This is a genomic window from Kosakonia sp. S42 (assembly GCF_016624785.1).
GTDB lineage: Bacteria > Pseudomonadota > Gammaproteobacteria > Enterobacterales > Enterobacteriaceae > Kosakonia > Kosakonia cowanii.
Map to the genome: position 1 here is coordinate 150,204 of NZ_JACVTW010000002.1, position 15,156 is coordinate 165,359.

General features: G+C 44.8%; 14 protein-coding genes and 1 pseudogene. 4 read left to right on the plus strand and 11 right to left on the minus strand.

Going from position 1 to position 15,156, the window contains the following annotated elements; genetic code table 11:
* Positions 1 to 10: 10 nt before the first annotated feature.
* The 4 genes from IAE50_RS04205 (at position 11) to mobC (ending at position 3,943) form a co-directional block, all read left to right on the plus strand.
* Positions 11 to 313, plus strand: coding sequence for a TrbM/KikA/MpfK family conjugal transfer protein (locus tag IAE50_RS04205; protein WP_200579654.1), 303 nt, complete (start codon positions 11 to 13; stop codon positions 311 to 313).
* Between the two features lie 49 nt (positions 314 to 362).
* A complete protein-coding gene (locus tag IAE50_RS04210; protein WP_200579655.1) occupies positions 363 to 668 on the plus strand; it encodes a dpoa decarboxylase in 306 nt (101 codons plus the stop codon).
* 777 nt (positions 669 to 1,445) lie between these two features.
* Complete coding sequence (locus IAE50_RS04215; RefSeq protein WP_200579656.1) at positions 1,446 to 3,182, plus strand: type IV secretory system conjugative DNA transfer family protein; 1,737 nt, start codon at positions 1,446 to 1,448, stop codon at positions 3,180 to 3,182.
* 8 nt (positions 3,183 to 3,190) lie between these two features.
* Positions 3,191 to 3,943 (plus strand): MobC family replication-relaxation protein, encoded by a 753-nt coding sequence (mobC, locus tag IAE50_RS04220; RefSeq protein WP_200579657.1) that lies wholly within the window; start codon positions 3,191 to 3,193, stop codon positions 3,941 to 3,943.
* A gap of 162 nt (positions 3,944 to 4,105) precedes the next feature.
* Here the strand turns inward: mobC and IAE50_RS04225 are convergent, their stop codons facing one another.
* From IAE50_RS04225 to IAE50_RS04275, 11 genes and pseudogenes are all read right to left on the minus strand, one after another.
* Positions 4,106 to 4,501 carry a VOC family protein gene (locus IAE50_RS04225; RefSeq protein ID WP_200579658.1) on the minus strand — a complete coding sequence of 132 codons (396 nt, stop codon included), beginning with the start codon at positions 4,499 to 4,501 and terminating at the stop codon, positions 4,106 to 4,108.
* Between the two features lie 492 nt (positions 4,502 to 4,993).
* Positions 4,994 to 5,938, minus strand: a complete 945-nt coding sequence (locus tag IAE50_RS04230; protein ID WP_200579769.1) for an ArdC family protein — start codon at positions 5,936 to 5,938, stop codon at positions 4,994 to 4,996.
* 664 nt (positions 5,939 to 6,602) lie between these two features.
* A pseudogene (locus tag IAE50_RS04235) lies at positions 6,603 to 6,891 on the minus strand (DUF736 domain-containing protein).
* A gap of 329 nt (positions 6,892 to 7,220) precedes the next feature.
* Positions 7,221 to 8,489, minus strand: a complete 1,269-nt coding sequence (locus IAE50_RS04240) for an acetyl-CoA carboxylase biotin carboxylase subunit family protein (RefSeq protein WP_200579659.1) — start codon at positions 8,487 to 8,489, stop codon at positions 7,221 to 7,223.
* Positions 8,490 to 8,604: 115 nt separating this feature from the next.
* Positions 8,605 to 9,201: a LysE family translocator gene (locus IAE50_RS04245; protein WP_200579660.1), complete on the minus strand. Its 597-nt coding sequence runs from the start codon at positions 9,199 to 9,201 to the stop codon at positions 8,605 to 8,607.
* Complete coding sequence (locus IAE50_RS04250; RefSeq protein ID WP_200579661.1) at positions 9,194 to 10,405, minus strand: MFS transporter; 1,212 nt, start codon at positions 10,403 to 10,405, stop codon at positions 9,194 to 9,196. Before IAE50_RS04250 ends, IAE50_RS04245 begins: the two co-directional genes overlap by 8 nt.
* Positions 10,406 to 10,432: 27 nt before the next feature.
* Entirely contained in the window at positions 10,433 to 11,176 is a 744-nt protein-coding gene (locus IAE50_RS04255; protein WP_200579662.1) for an SDR family oxidoreductase, read from the minus strand.
* Positions 11,151 to 12,053, minus strand: a complete 903-nt coding sequence (locus IAE50_RS04260) for a DapH/DapD/GlmU-related protein (protein ID WP_200579663.1) — start codon at positions 12,051 to 12,053, stop codon at positions 11,151 to 11,153. Before IAE50_RS04260 ends, IAE50_RS04255 begins: the two co-directional genes overlap by 26 nt.
* Positions 12,050 to 13,015 (minus strand): hypothetical protein, encoded by a 966-nt coding sequence (locus IAE50_RS04265; RefSeq protein ID WP_200579664.1) that lies wholly within the window; start codon positions 13,013 to 13,015, stop codon positions 12,050 to 12,052. The genes IAE50_RS04260 and IAE50_RS04265 overlap by 4 nt, the downstream gene beginning before the upstream one ends.
* Before the next feature lie 17 nt (positions 13,016 to 13,032).
* Positions 13,033 to 14,202: an NAD/NADP octopine/nopaline dehydrogenase family protein gene (locus IAE50_RS04270; protein WP_200579665.1), complete on the minus strand. Its 1,170-nt coding sequence runs from the start codon at positions 14,200 to 14,202 to the stop codon at positions 13,033 to 13,035.
* Between the two features lie 23 nt (positions 14,203 to 14,225).
* Complete coding sequence (locus tag IAE50_RS04275; RefSeq protein WP_200579666.1) at positions 14,226 to 15,146, minus strand: hypothetical protein; 921 nt, start codon at positions 15,144 to 15,146, stop codon at positions 14,226 to 14,228.
* Between the last annotated feature and the right edge of the window lie 10 nt (positions 15,147 to 15,156).

Below are 15,156 nucleotides of genomic sequence, written 5' to 3' on the forward strand. Positions count from 1 at the left end.
GATATCCATCATGAAATATTCCATTATTGCGGCGGCAGTGCTGTGCATTGCTGCCGGGACGCCTGTTTATTCTTTCGCGGCTGACCCGTGCGAAGTGGTGCTGTGTATGTACGGGAAAGCAACCGGAAACAGTGGAGGGAGCGAATGCCATTCTGCTGAACGGGCCTTTTTTAATATCGTCAAAAAGAACCGGCACGGATTTTTACCCAATCATACGCTCAATGCCAGAAAAGCTTTTCTGGGGGAATGCACCAGCGCTGATCCGGAAGCGGTGAATAAAATCCTGTCCAGATTTGGCAGAGTCAGAGGGTAATAAAACCCCGGCCATTATTTTAATAAACTCCCTGCATGGAGAAATAAAAGTGGATAAAGAAGACCTGTTTATTGCCAACATCCATTCAACGTATCAGGACAGAATATCGGTCATGTGTATCTATGATTCTCTGTCGAAAGAAGCCCATCAGGGATGTGGACTTTATTATGAGATATATGAAAGCCGGTTTATCGGTTTATTACGGCATCATCTTTCACTGCTTAATGAGCCGGACGCAGGGAAGCTCAGACAATATGCCGAAAGTCAGGGAACGAAGACCGATGATGAGGCATACCGTGCAGCATTAAACGCTGAACGGGAATGCCGGGCTGACATAGCCCGCGAACAGATGTGAATCACAGACACTGATAATATATCGAACGACGCCACAGACTGACAGACGGCGGGGTTCAGGCGTGCTTATTTCTGGCTTCAATTTCGGAGAAATTGTTAAGCCGTAAAATAAGCATGTGGCGCGCGGACAGAAAATTCAATTTCGCAGAAATTGTTAATTCTCAGCTACCGCGCCCACCTGCGAACATTCGCCCAAAGCGAATTGAGCAGGCCGGGGGGAGCCGAATAAATTTCGCCGCCCCGGCGAGCGAAAAGCTGTCGCCCACGACAGCGGTTTATTTGGGGGGCTTGCCCCGCACACCGTCAAGCCAGGTCATATTTCCCGCCCCAGCGGGGAATATGACCGTTCAGGCGCGACCAACCCCTTTAAAGCAGCGTTCCCGTTTTTTGGAGCTTGCGAGAAAAAACAGGCGAAACGCGCGTCTTAAAGGGGTTGGTCGCGCGTAGCGGGCGACGGTGTGCCGCCTTTGACCCTGGGGGCTTTGACGCAGCGTTCAGCGAAGACATTGCCCCCATGTTTCCGGCTGTCAGGGCGTCCAGCCAGGACAAAGGAAACACGCCGTTGCCCGTCATTCGGGCGTTTCAGGGACTGACGACCACCGGTCGGCAGACTTCTGAAAGCGAGGATAACGGGCATGAGCGCCGGAGGCGTTCAGTACTTTTCGTCCTTTTATGGGCGTCACCGCCGGGCGTCGCGCAGGGACGTGGGGTATCACGTCCATCGGTGACGCCCATGTGGTGCGCCCGTCACACCGAAATCAGACCGGAGATCACTGCAATGGGAACTCATCTGATGCAAAGGCTGAATGCTTTTTCGGATGCCTTTTCTGTTTTTCTGCTCTGGCTGCAACACAACCCGGTCATATTATCCCTGTTTGCCGGGCTGACGCTGCCCTTTATTTTTCATCTGCCACGTGAGGAAAGAAAAAATGCGCCCTTCTGGTTAAAATCGGTGGCGTGCGTGTCCCTCTTCTTTTTTATCTCCGGAACGCTGTCACCGCTGACCATTCAGGGGCTGAGTTTTTTCTTTACGGTGCTCGATAATCACATTCTGCTCAGATTATCACTCTGGATACTGACGGTCGGATTTACGCTGGCCGGTCTGGCCTTTCATATTACCGCCCGAAGAGTACTGGCCGGAGAAATTGACAGTCTGAAACACCGGATGATTAAAAAAAGCAAACTGGAAAGAAATGTCAGAACGGATGTTCGTGAAGTCAGGGACATGTTGCCTGACAGCATTGCGTATAACCCGCAGGATTATATTGACCTGAATAAAGGTATTTTCATCGGGCTGGATAAAGACAATCAGCCGCAATATATCACTGCCGACGAATTTCAGACTCAGCACGCCGACCTTATCGGCACCACCGGCTCCGGTAAAGGCGTCAGCGCCTGCGTCCTACTTTATCAGGCAATACTGTCAGGCGAAGGGGTATTTGTCGAAGATCCGAAAAATGATGAATGGGCCCCGCATGTCCTGCGGGAAGCCTGTCAGAAAGCGAATAAACAGTTTGTCCTCATTAACCTGAATGACCTTCATTTCCAGCTTGATTTACTGGCTGATATTTCTCATGAACAACTGGAAGAGCTGTTTAATGCCGGTTTCAGCCTGGGTAAAAAAGGCGAAGGCGCTGACTTTTATCGTATAGCCGATCGCCGTGCCGCCAGAAACACGGCGGCGATTTATGAAAAGGGGATGACGTTACGCAACTTATTTAACACTGACTTTGTGAAATCTCTCAGTGAAGATGTACCGGCTTTTTATGGTGAGCTGGAGGAAATCGCTTTAGTGAATTCCATTAACGCCCGCAACGGATTTTCATTAAAGACAATATTTGATGAGGGAGGCTGCTGTTACATCATCGGCTCGATGCGTAATCAGAAAATCATCTCGGCGCAACGCATGATTTTGACCCGGCTTATTCAGATAGCCGAAACGCGGGACCGGATCAAAGGGAAGCCCCGACCCGTTGCTATTTTTCTGGATGAACTTAAATATCATCTTTCCCGCCCGGTGCTTGAGGGACTTGGCGCGGCAAGGGATAAAGGTGTGCATATCATCATGGCCCACCAGTCGGTAAAAGATTTATATGACTGTCCGGCGGATCTTGAGGGTGATGCCGTTGCCGGTTCGGTGATTGAGAACTGCAAATTTATGCTGGTTTATCGTCTTCGTGATCCGGACACCGCCGACTGGGTGGCAAGGATGACCGGCTCTATTCTGGTTGATGATGAAATGAGAAAAGTGAAAACGGATATTTCCCTGACGGAGAAAATGGAAACTGACCGGATGATCCGCCAGGCCGAACGTTATTATATCGACAGCAATATGCTGCTTAATCTTCCCAAATTTGTTGGTTTTGTATTTACCCAGAATGATCTGGCGAAGGCGACAAAGCTTTTTCATATACCGGCGAAAAAGAAATATATCGACCTGCTGTCATTTGAGAATAACCCTCCGCTGCATGTCAAAACCGAAAATCAGGTTAACAAACCTTCCATTAATCTGTGAGGCTGCCCGTGCTTATTCATAACGTTGCTGAAAGAAATGAAGCTGCAAACCGGAGAATGCTGGCACTGCTGAATTTTCTTAAGGAAGAAACCTTCTCTGATTTCCATACCTTAAAAAAAGTGGTCGGCTATAAAGGAAGACATAACCATGCCATATATAACCTGCTGAATAAAGCGGTGACACTGGGATTTCTGAGCAAACATGAATATCCGGTACTGACCGGGAAAAAGGCATTGTGGGGAATAACCATGCAGGGGCTGGCAAGGGTGGTTAACGCGGATGACCCGGTTTTTCCCGCTTATTTTGAGCCGGGAAAACTCAGACACCGGACGCTGGAGCATCGTCTGTTAAACCAGCGGGTCAGGCTGGCCCTGGAGGAAAAAGGCGGTACAGGCTGGCTAAACGGCGACCGGGGGGCGTTTATGGCGCGGTATCCGGGTGTCCGGCACCGACCGGACGGCATCATTACCCTGAGCAGCGGTGCCATCGTGGCAGTGGAAACCGAGCGTTCGCTGAAAACCCGCGCCCGCTACATCAACATTATTAACAGTCATCTGGCGGCCAGCGACACCGGACGCTGGCACTACGCCATGTACGTCATGCCGGACGATAAGACCCGCGTGTCCCTTAGCAGACTGTTTGACAGTATCAGGACGGTAATAAGGAACAATGTTCCCGTTCCGTTTGATGGGAAAAACCGGGAAATGTTTCTGTTCCGCACGATCGCCGAACTGGAACAGGCATCCACCAATAGCGACTAAAACGCCAGCCCCTATTATGGATGTATACAGGATAATGAACGCCCCAAAATGGCCTGGAAGTTAGCACACAATTAAATCTTACAGCCCGCTCTGAACGAGTAGCGGAACTGGCACCGGTTTCAGACTATATATTAACGACATAACTGGCAAAGCGTTTTAACTTTACTTGTTCTGGTAAAGATCCCAACGATTGCCGTAAAGGTCTTCAAATACTACCACTGTACCGTACTCCTCTTCGCGAGGTTCCTCAGAGAATTCAACACCTTTTAATTTCATGGCGTTGTAGTCACGCCAGAAGTCATCAGTTTGGAGAAAAAGGAAAACCCTACCACCGCATTGATTACCGATAAAACTTTCCTGCCTTTCATTTGACGCACGTGCCAGAAGAAGATTGCAATCGCTTTCCACGTTAGGTGTTACGACGACCCAACGTTTCCCCGGTTGTGGTGTATCCTCTACGAGGGTAAAGCCCAGCTTTTCCGTGTAATACTCAATTGCCCGATCATAGTCATCAACTACTATGGCCACATATCCCATGCATCGCTTCTGTGTTCTCATTTCTGCTCCGTTAGGTTATTAGGAATAACTGCCAAAAAAACTTATTTTTAACACAAACGTTCCTCATTTTCCGTCTGGATTACTCGTAAGTATTGCCGTCCGCTTTTAGCACAGAACTACCCTGTTAGATTAAGCTCCGTGCTGTAATAATGTCAGCTCAAGTTTGAGCTAATACACCCTTTCTTAACCTGCCCCCCTTCAACCTGAGTCTATTGTAGGTCCTCCTGCGGGACTCACTGATTCCTGCTTAAACACGCAGCGCCCCAATAACATAATATTCATCCCGATCTAAGCTGCGCCAGTAGCGTAATTACTGGGGTTAACATTCCTTTTGCGGGGTCTGCGGGCTCTTTGCCGCCCGCCCCCGCAGCCTGCGAATTTTCCGGACACCCGATGCCCGGAAAATTCGCAGGTAAATTGCCCCCCCTGTCACTCTGCCAGCCCCGGTATCAGGTTAAAGCCGCATTCCTTTGCGGCGTCTTATTCCTCTGTTCAGACCTTCTCCATCAGATAACGATGCGCTTTTGATGCTGCGCTGGCGGCTTTGAAAATATAGCGCTTGTCGTTTTTCAGTGCTTTCAGCCAGGAAGCAATATAACTTTCGTGCTGAACCTCTCCGACAATCCCCAGATCCACCATCAGAAATGCGCTTCCCAGCTCGGCGATCAACTCCTCGAACGCGTAACCCTCACTGCCAAATTTCCCTTTCATTTCACGGTTAAGACGTGTTTTACCACCGCTCCAGTGCACCAGCTCATGCAGGCCGGTGGCGTAGAAATTAGCGGCATCAGAAAAAAGGTGACGCTCCGGCAGCCAGACCTCATCGTTTGAGGGGCTGAAAAAGGCGTTTTGTCCTTTCTCAATGATATTTGCGCCGCTCTTCCGGAACAGATTTTCAGCCTGCGGCAAAGGGTCAAAGGTTGCTTCCGGACTGACTGTTTCCGTTGTCAGAGGCAAACCGTCAATTTGCTGAACGTTAAACACGGTGAAGGTTTTCAGCATCGGGATATGCTCAGTGTCTCCGGCGTCGTTTTCCTTCTCCAGCGTAGTGTAGAAAATGGCAGTCGTACCGTGCTCACCTTTACGAACTTGTCCACCTGCCGCCTGTGCCTGTTTGTAAGTCATCCAGCGGGAATCACTGAACCCCTGTTCTGATGCACTGCACCACAGCAACATGATATTCATCCCGCTGTAAACCGCTCCGGTGGCGTAGTTGGAAGGTAATCCGGACATACCCGTTACACGCTGCCACGGACACGCCCAGGGCTTAACGCCTGCTTCCAGTGCGGCAATGATGCTGTCGGTGACGGTCTGATAAATGTCGGTTTTGGTTCTGGAAAATTTCGTTTTTGAGGAGCCTGACGGGTCCAGCGGGGATATGCTGGTCGCCGCTGCGGTGTTAGGGGCGCTGGTCTGGGTATGCAGGGAAATAGTCATGGTTTTTTCTCCGTCAGTGGTGTGATTTTCGTCTTCGTATCGCCTGACGGTTCGCTTTCCCGGCGTCGTTCCGGCCCGCAAGGGCGCAGCATGCGTGCACTTCACCCTTGCGGGACGGGTTGTGCCTGGAAACGATTAACCGGAAGCTGATACAGGGAACGGAAAACACGTGGGAGAAAAAATCTGTTCCTGCATAGCTGGACGTAGCGCCCCTTGCTCCGCAGCGGTGAAATGGGGTTGGGGTTACGGTTTGGACTAACGGAATTATGTAGTCGATGATAATATGTCTGTCAGCCGGACGAGTCATTTCTGCTAACCAGGGTGGTTTTGTTCTGTAAGGTCTCGTTCCGGCATTTCCTTTCTAGTTGATGGCTGAATTAAAATCTCGTTCAGCAAATCAATAATACATACAGCCTTACTTTTCCTGTCTGTGTTAGTCTGCTCATAGACTGAGGGGCTCCATAGCCCTGCTCTCATATACCCCGCAGCAGTAAAATTAGATTCAGATAATTGATGATTAAGGCAGAGAGTACAGTGAATTTAACTCTTTTGTTCCGATGCGCGGGCGCTTCCAGTTTACTGAATGCACCATAACTAACACTCATTTGATGAGCGCATGCCAGACAGAACCCCGCCGTGACTGGCGGGGCGCAGTAAGTGTTCGTCAGGCGGTCGGTTTGTTACGCGACCAGATTAGCTGATACTTGTTATCTTCTTCTTCGATCAGACGGGCGTAAACAGTTGCAGGGATCGTCAAGCGTCACCGACAGATAAGGCCGTTCGGCCTGACTGATTTTCTGCCAGACCACGCCGATGGTCTGAATGCGGAAGTCGGCGGCATGCTCGCTGTTGCTGTCATTGGGGACAAATTTGACCTTGACGTTGAGGGTCAGAGTGCGGACGGTGCCGATGAAGCAGTTGTTTTGTGCAATGAAGGTGCCGATGTTAGACATGATGTTGCACCTTCCGGATTTTCAAGGTCGCACCCATCGCATCCTTGTTGTGATCCGACCGGCAGGGGCCAGGCTGGCCGTACTGCCAGCAGCCGCAACATCGTGAAGGACTAGAAGAGGCAAAAAATTTGCTGCACGAGGAAGGCGCCTGCGCCAATTATGCTACGGTGAACCGCTAAAGAATTGTTGCCAGAATCACTGCAGGCGACGAATTAAGGTTACAACACCATAAATCCGCGCCTATATACAACCCACATTACAAAAAATCTACTTTTGTCAGGTGGGTTGTATTTCCTTTATCCTGAAAAGTTATCTTCATCACAAGGTGTTTATATCAAAGGCTTTTTAACTTCCACACCAGATGAAGCTTCAACAAACTGTATCATTTGATGGAGTACGTTCCAGATCTCTTCCTGCCGTGCTGAAAGAATGGTCCATCCCAGGATCTCACCTTTTTGAAGAGTGTCTCCCGGTTTCTTCATAAATTCAAAAGACTGAATATAACTGGTCAGATTTTTTGGTATCGCATTGGATATCCCATTTAGCACTGTGCCACTTTGTTCCGCTTTAAAGAAAAACGAAACTGCTTTTCGGCCCTGGAAAACCGACTCTGCTTTTGGTTCAGTGCGTTGAGCAATATCGATAAGATGTTCAAACATGTTATTTCCGGTTGCGAGCTCATACAGTATCGGAATTGTACGACCTCCGAGTCTTCCGTTGACTTCTACTATTGCAGGGCCAGAATTAGTATAAATCATTTCGATATGAAAAATACCGTTATCGAGTCCAATTTTATGCAGTGCTGACATCGCCAGTTCAAAACATGCCTGCTCCTCCGTATCATTAAGAGAAGAAGGCATAACACTACCCAACTCAATGACATTATCACTGATACAACGAATTCTGCTTGTTACCATAAATGGATAATAATCATTACCTTTGCGTCCAATCTCTACAGAAATCAGAGGTCCTGTAAGATATTTCTCTACCAGAAAACCACGGTTAAAAAAATCGGTATAGGATGTGGGTAATTCGCTGATTTCTTCCTCAATATCATTAATAAGGGAATTAATCTGTGTACGTTCCTTAATAATATATGCCAGGCGGCTTGAAGCTGATGTAACTGGTTTGACAATTACCGGCAATTCAACCGTCGCCAGAACAGAAGGAAGTTCATGATAATCATTTTCATGGATCACCCAAGGTGCATTTTTATCTGTTCCTTCAAGAATTTGGCGTGACATTAATTTATTTTTAGTAGCCTTAACAGCTTCCACACTGCTGAATGGAACTTTGATATGCTCGGCTGCACAGGCGGCAGCTTCTAATGAAAAATCGTCGATACAAATAAGTGCATCAACCGGTTGACTGGCATTTAAAACATCAACAGCATCTTTGACAATTTCTGGTGTATGTGTATTAGGCAGTTCAATAACATTATGAAGACGTCGCAGAACATCGTCTGTTCTGGGGGAGTCCCAGTCCCGGATGTAAGCGAGATTACGAAAGTAGCTGACTTTGTATTTATCTTTCAGCAATTTATCTAATAACTCAATACCACTGAATTCAGAGCTATTGATAACTACGATATGTTTCATACTTAACCCCAATAATAAAATAAAAGTACTTGGTGATGATAGACATTTGAAATTGTGAGGAAGGTATTTTTTAAAAATACCGCATCACATTCCTTGACACCAGGCGTGCGAGTGGTTAAGTCCACGATATTTTTACCACACCCTGATAAAATATATAGACACTGAAACTCATCAGTGTCAGAACTGAAAGATATCGGATAACAATTTTTACCGAATGGCCATTCGTTTCATTCTTTAATAAATTTCCTGAACAAATCCAGAAGACTGATGCGGTTAACAGTACTATGGTAAAACGTATCATTGCTTCATAGTATGAATATATATCATCAGTGATTTTTACAGGAAAAATTATCGTTGCAAAAATGAAAGCCTTTGGATTAAGAAAAGTAGTACAAAATATTGTTTTTGAATCAATGCTTAACTTTATTGCATTTTCTGTACGTCCAGAAAACCATAGTTTTAGCGAAAGAACAAAAAGATACAACGAACATATAAATCGAGAAACAACATCCATCCATGCATTGGTGCTAAAAAAAAATCCTGCAGCAACAGACCACAAAGTAATGCTCATGATATAACCAGACCATTCTGATAATACCAAAGACGGTGCTTTTTTGAAACCATTGTTATACCCGGAATTAAAAATCAATATATTTGTAGGCCCGGGTATAAATAATAACGAAGCACAGGATAAGAAAAATACGCTATGCATATTTCCTCCAGTCTTTTAATGCCACTGTCACCAGAAAAAAACCAATTACTGCGGCAAAGGCGATGACCATAAATATTGCTCCTGAACTGACATGCTTAACAAACCACCCTGTTGCAGCCGGATTTATTGCAGCTCCCATACCGGTTAGCATTTGTAATGAAAAGAGACTAGCTTTGCTCGTATTTGTCTTTAGAGAATCAAGCATCAGATACAGGACCGGATTAAGAAGGATCTCTCCCAGAGAAAAGAATATCATTCCTGCGATCCACTGAGTGAAATGCCCCCCAGCCCCAGCGAAGAGCATCACGCCAATAATTACGCCACAACTACCAATAAAAGAACTTAAACAAATATTATCTTTAGACACTCTTGAACCTAAAGGAATCTGGAATATAATAACAAAAAGTGCGTTTGTCACCATCAGCAACATAATAATTTTGTAGGTCGTTTCCCGGTCAAATATAACAGTAAGTACTTGTGTTATACTTGATGAGAATCTACCATAACAAAACGAGTAAATAAAACCAGCAAGAATAATAAGACATAAAGTGTTAATTGAGTGATTCCGATTACCTCTGACTACCGCAGCGCACTGAATATCCTCTTTTTTTTCCTTGTCCTCAATTAAACCCACTTTGTATAAAGTGAAAAACAAAGCGATCAAAATCCCTATTACTCCGGAGATCCAGAACGCCATTCGGCCATCAAGATTAGAGAAAAAACTTCCCAGTAGAGGTCCAATGACCCATCCAACATTTGTCATTGTATAATTTACCGAAAACAATCTTGATTTGTGACTTTCCTGAGCACCTGATATCGCCAGTTTAAGAACCACACTGTATAAAGAATATGCGACATTTAGCAATGCATAAAATAATATTATTAACACTGGATTCTGAAATTCAGACGTGGCGACATTGCTGGTACTGAATAACAGCATAGCCAGGATAATACTCCTTTTGTAGTTCAGAGCCTTAATCACCTTTCCACAGAGAGATGAACAAAACAACCCCAACATAATACCAGCTGTAATAATATAACCGGTTTCATCGATTCCCAACCCTCTTTGCAGATGCAAAAAGACAACAAGAAAAGGTAAGGTTATCCCCCTGGCTACAGTCAGTATTAACGACGTGAAAAACAAACAGCAGTATGGATGATTCAAACTACTGCTTCCGATAATATAGGTTAGATTTTTTTTCATTTTCTTAAGGTTCAGATATCACCAGTTTTAATGCTCAACGGGGGACGTTTCGATAACAATTTCCTTGATTCTGACTCTTTCAGGAGAGTTAACAAGCCAGATCATCAATGAGGAAATATCCTCAGGTTGAAGTATAGAATCACTGGCTCTCTGGCATCCACCGTCAATAGCCATCGAAGTGTTAATCCATCCCGGACATAATACTGTAAAACGAATTTTATTAAGCGCGGGTTCAGACGATAAGGCTGCCATATAGAGCTGTAAACCTGCTTTTGACGCACCATAAATGCCTTTATCCGCGAAGCCTATTTTCCCCGCTCTTGAGGACAGGCAAATCACCAGCGGTGCATCCGCTCTCAAAAGAAATGGCAACAAGTCATTTATGACAAAAACAGGCCCAAGGAGATTACTGTTCATCACATCATGTATTTCTTGTTCTGTTGCCCCTGTGGTTTTATTACAGGTGATCCCTGCGGCAAGTATCAGCAAATCCAAATGGCCAAACTCCGCTATTCTGTCACGGATATGCCTGACATCATCAGTAACCTGAATGTCAGCACAGATAGTATGAATCTTGTTTTCGTACTGCTCCATCCTGGCGGCAAGCGCCCCCAATTTGTGACGATCACGACCTACCACAATGACCCGGAATCCTTTCTCAAGCAAGTCATCAACACTTTTCTGCCCGACCCCCCCCGTCGCACCGATAACCAGTGCGACGCGGTCTGCGGAAGTATTCTGGGTATCAGTCGTTCTGGTGAAGAACGGCATTAACTCCTCCCCATACACTGCTGTCAGTTGTCAGCACTTCAACACTACCAGTCACGCTGTTACGTCGGAAAAGAAGATTGTTTTTGCCTGACAAATTGCGAGCATAATCGACGGAACCGTCCGGCAGCGTCACTTTCGTCCCTGACGTCACATATAACCCGGCCTCCACAATGCAGGAATCTCCCAGAGAGATCCCTATCCCTGCATTAGCCCCCAGTAATGAGCCTTTACCTATCTGGTTTTTCTGTTTACCGCCACCGGACAGGATTCCCATAATTGATGCACCTGCCCCGACATCACTTCCATCACCGACGGTTACCCCCGGGGTGATCCTTCCCTCAACCATGCATTGTCCTAATGTACCTGCATTAAAGTTGATAAATCCTTCATGCATAACAGTCGTTCCCTGAGAAATGTAGGCTCCCAGACGAACGCGGTCAGCATCAGCTATACGCACGCCTGAAGGAATAATGTAGTCAACCATCCTTGGAAATTTATCAACGCTGAATACGGTAAGTTGATGATAATCATCCGCAATAAGGTGACGTAAACGTTGTACATATTCCGGGAATACCGGGCCTGCACTCGTCCAGGCTACATTTGGAAGGTGCTGAAAAATCCCTTCCAGATTTATTTCATTCGGTTTGTATTCACGGGATGAAAGAAGATGTAAACGGAGATAAGCATCTTCTGTTGACATGATATCCTTTGATAGGTCTGTCTCAATTTCAAAGGATTCGCAATGGATAATTTTGTATTTAACGGCGAGACAGGAACGTTTATTTATGTCTCCGGTTGGATAATAAGCATCAATTGTCTTACCACTACTGATATCAACGTACCGATTACCCGTTCTCTTGATGATATACGTAATCATTTCTTTGCCTCTGATGTCGTTCTGATAACAGTTCCTTTTTGTATATCAAAGTGATTACCGTTACCAGCAATCATTTTGTTAACCAGAACTGAAACATCGCCCCCTGTTTTATCGGAATTCACCTGATTATAGCGAGAGTTTACATCAATAAATCGCATTACAAATGCTCGACGAGATAACTGAGGCCCCGGCAAAAATCGATTGCTTTTATGGAATACGTCTTTATCGAATGCAATCGCATCCCCGGGAGCAAGGCGGTAACGAACCGACTCACTGTCGAATAAGTTTCGTGCAAACCCTGAAATATAAAGAGACTCACTGAACAGGTGTGGGATCTTTTCCTGAATAAATGGATAAAGCTCTTTGAATTTTTTCTGTTCCTCAGTTCTGAATCTCGGTCCAAGAACGGTTTTAAATATTGCAGGGATTATATATTTCCCCTCAGTAAGAGATTTAGTTACTTTTGATTGTAGTTTATAAAACTCATGACCAGAGAATGCTTGCGTGGAAAGCAGACTCATCCCTCCATCCTGTTTTTCTGGATCAACATCATCAAGAGCTATCCATATAGAGAAAGCTCTGTCTTCCGGGTAGATATATTTGAAACTGGTCACACCAATATGCCAGTCGAAACCAACAGAGTTGCTGTCCGTTTCAAAAATTATCCCATCAGTAAACACACAGTCCTGGTAACCAAGTTTTTTAACAAGTTCAGAAAATTTTTCTGTGCGTATAAATGACAGGATCTTTTCATCTTCTATCGCGACATTATATGTATTTCTTTTGAAAGAATCGAAGGCACTATTGCTTTTCGTCTGATTATTAATATCACGAAGATACTCGACCATTTCTTTTGAGATTAACTCTCTAACATCAGCAAACCCATGCTGAATATAATAATCAGCATCAACACTAGTATTGTTTCCGAATGATGACTCTGTTGTGAAATCGTTATTTTTCATAATTAACTCCATGCATGTTAGTTCGAAAGGATCCCGACCAGGTCGGATTTATTTAAATTGAGAGAGTTCAGATAGTTATGATAATAATCAAGGCCATCTGTCTTCACCTTAAGTGTCTTTAGCATTTGAGTAATCTGGTTGACATAATCCCGAGTACTCATAAAGTCTTCACCAGATATTTCAGCAAACCAACTCATCGTTAATAACCCAGGATAATCCTCCTGAATCATACGACCGGTTTTAAGGGAATTGAGTGACTTTTCTGATAATGAACGATAAATACTTTTTGTGCTCTTTGCCATTTCGAGGAAAGTAGGTTGCTGAGGAAGCCCATATTGTTCAGTCAACATAGTGGTAAAAAGCCGCGTCTCAGCCCCATAAGAACGAGCGAGCGCAACTCGCTCATGATCAAGTGCATCAATCAGACTGGCATTTTCCTCATGAACACCATCGCTATAATGAAGGTATTGAGTTCCAGAAGCCGTCTTTGTGAGATTTGTCTTATCCAGAGCAACAGCAAGATGAATAATGTAACCCAGTGGATCAAACTGCAAATCCAGGGGTCTTACTCGTTCAAACTGATGTTGATTATCAGGTACAGATGGTCCGGAGAACAACTGGTTGACACAATCCATAGCTTCATCAGGTTTTTCACTAAGTGTAGCGACTCGAGTGACATTTTTCCTTTTGAACTCGATGATATTATCAATGCACCTGGTACCGTAGAAACTGTCTTCTACCATCAGTAAATGCAATTTATTCAACCGCGAGCTTTTACGCCATTTATCCATGAGGCAAAGTTGTCCGCCCTGACCTGCGCGAACAAACGTTATAATCGCCCGCGGATTTATTGGACAAGCCTCCAGATATTCAATCAGCACCTTACGTAATAATGGAATATCCGGTACCGTAACAATAACTGCAACGGCACTTTGCATCAGATATCTGATGTCGTGGTTTATCGCATGGACATTCTGAGAAGGAAATATTGTTTCATTAACTTCCCCTGTCATGATGTTCTCACATCTGAATGTTCTTTTTCCTGAGTTTTTCAGAAACAGGTGATTTCCGTAGTGTATCAATACCAGATGGGGGTCAAGGTTTGTTTCATTTCTTCTCAGGAACATATCTACGGCAAGTGTGGAACCCACATGGCCGCCACCAATAATAATTACGTTTTCCATCATACAGACCTGTATATAATATTGTCTTAGTTTCGAATGGATATCATGGTGTTGCCAGAAAATGAATCAACGACATTCTGTGACACGACATAGGAACGTAATAAAAGACGCTGAACATTGTCTGATGTGAAAACATCACGACCATGAACAGCATAGTTATTAGGAATGATTAATGCTTCTCCTTTTTGAATACTGTGTCCATTTTCGCGTCCTGCACGAAGCGCCAGTGCAGCCAGTTTCTCCAGCAGTTTTTCAGCCTGTTTGTACAAGGATTCACTGAGGACTGGTGCTGGTTTTATGTTAGAGAAGTTAAGTTTTATTTTTATTCTTCCATTTAATTCCATTTCTATGACCTTCATTTTCCTTATTTCTTCATTGGGCCACAATAATTTACCACCAGCACGCATTTCAAATATTTCACTTTGTAGAATAGATAATTCTTCTTTTGTAAAATATTCCACCAACTGTGCAGAAGTGGCCAGAAGGGTTTTAGGTATGTCGCCATTCGCTATATGAGGTACCAATACCAGATACTCGGGTCTGCACCAGTCTGATGCAAAGCATAAATCGTTATGCATCGAGAGCAATTCAGAACTGCTGCTGAGCTCTCTGGAGGTCAGGGTAGGACGAATGTCCGTTACGTAACTTTGATTATAATCAGAGTATGCAACACATCTGCCGATTGACTCACCCAATGTCAGCAGGAGAATTTTGCTTAACTCGATGTTATCAAATTTAGGCAGATTGCGGATAAGCAAGGGCTCATGAAAATCGAAGGCTTTCGCTATTCTGCTGCCAGTAATTTTATCTTTTATCTCCTTAATTCTGGAAAGATAACGACTCTGAATTTGACCGGGACATTCATTATGAATGTCTCTCACCACCAACGACAGTTCATCTTTTTCACTTTCATTTAAAGATACCGATGAATAACTAAAGACATCCATATTGAACTCA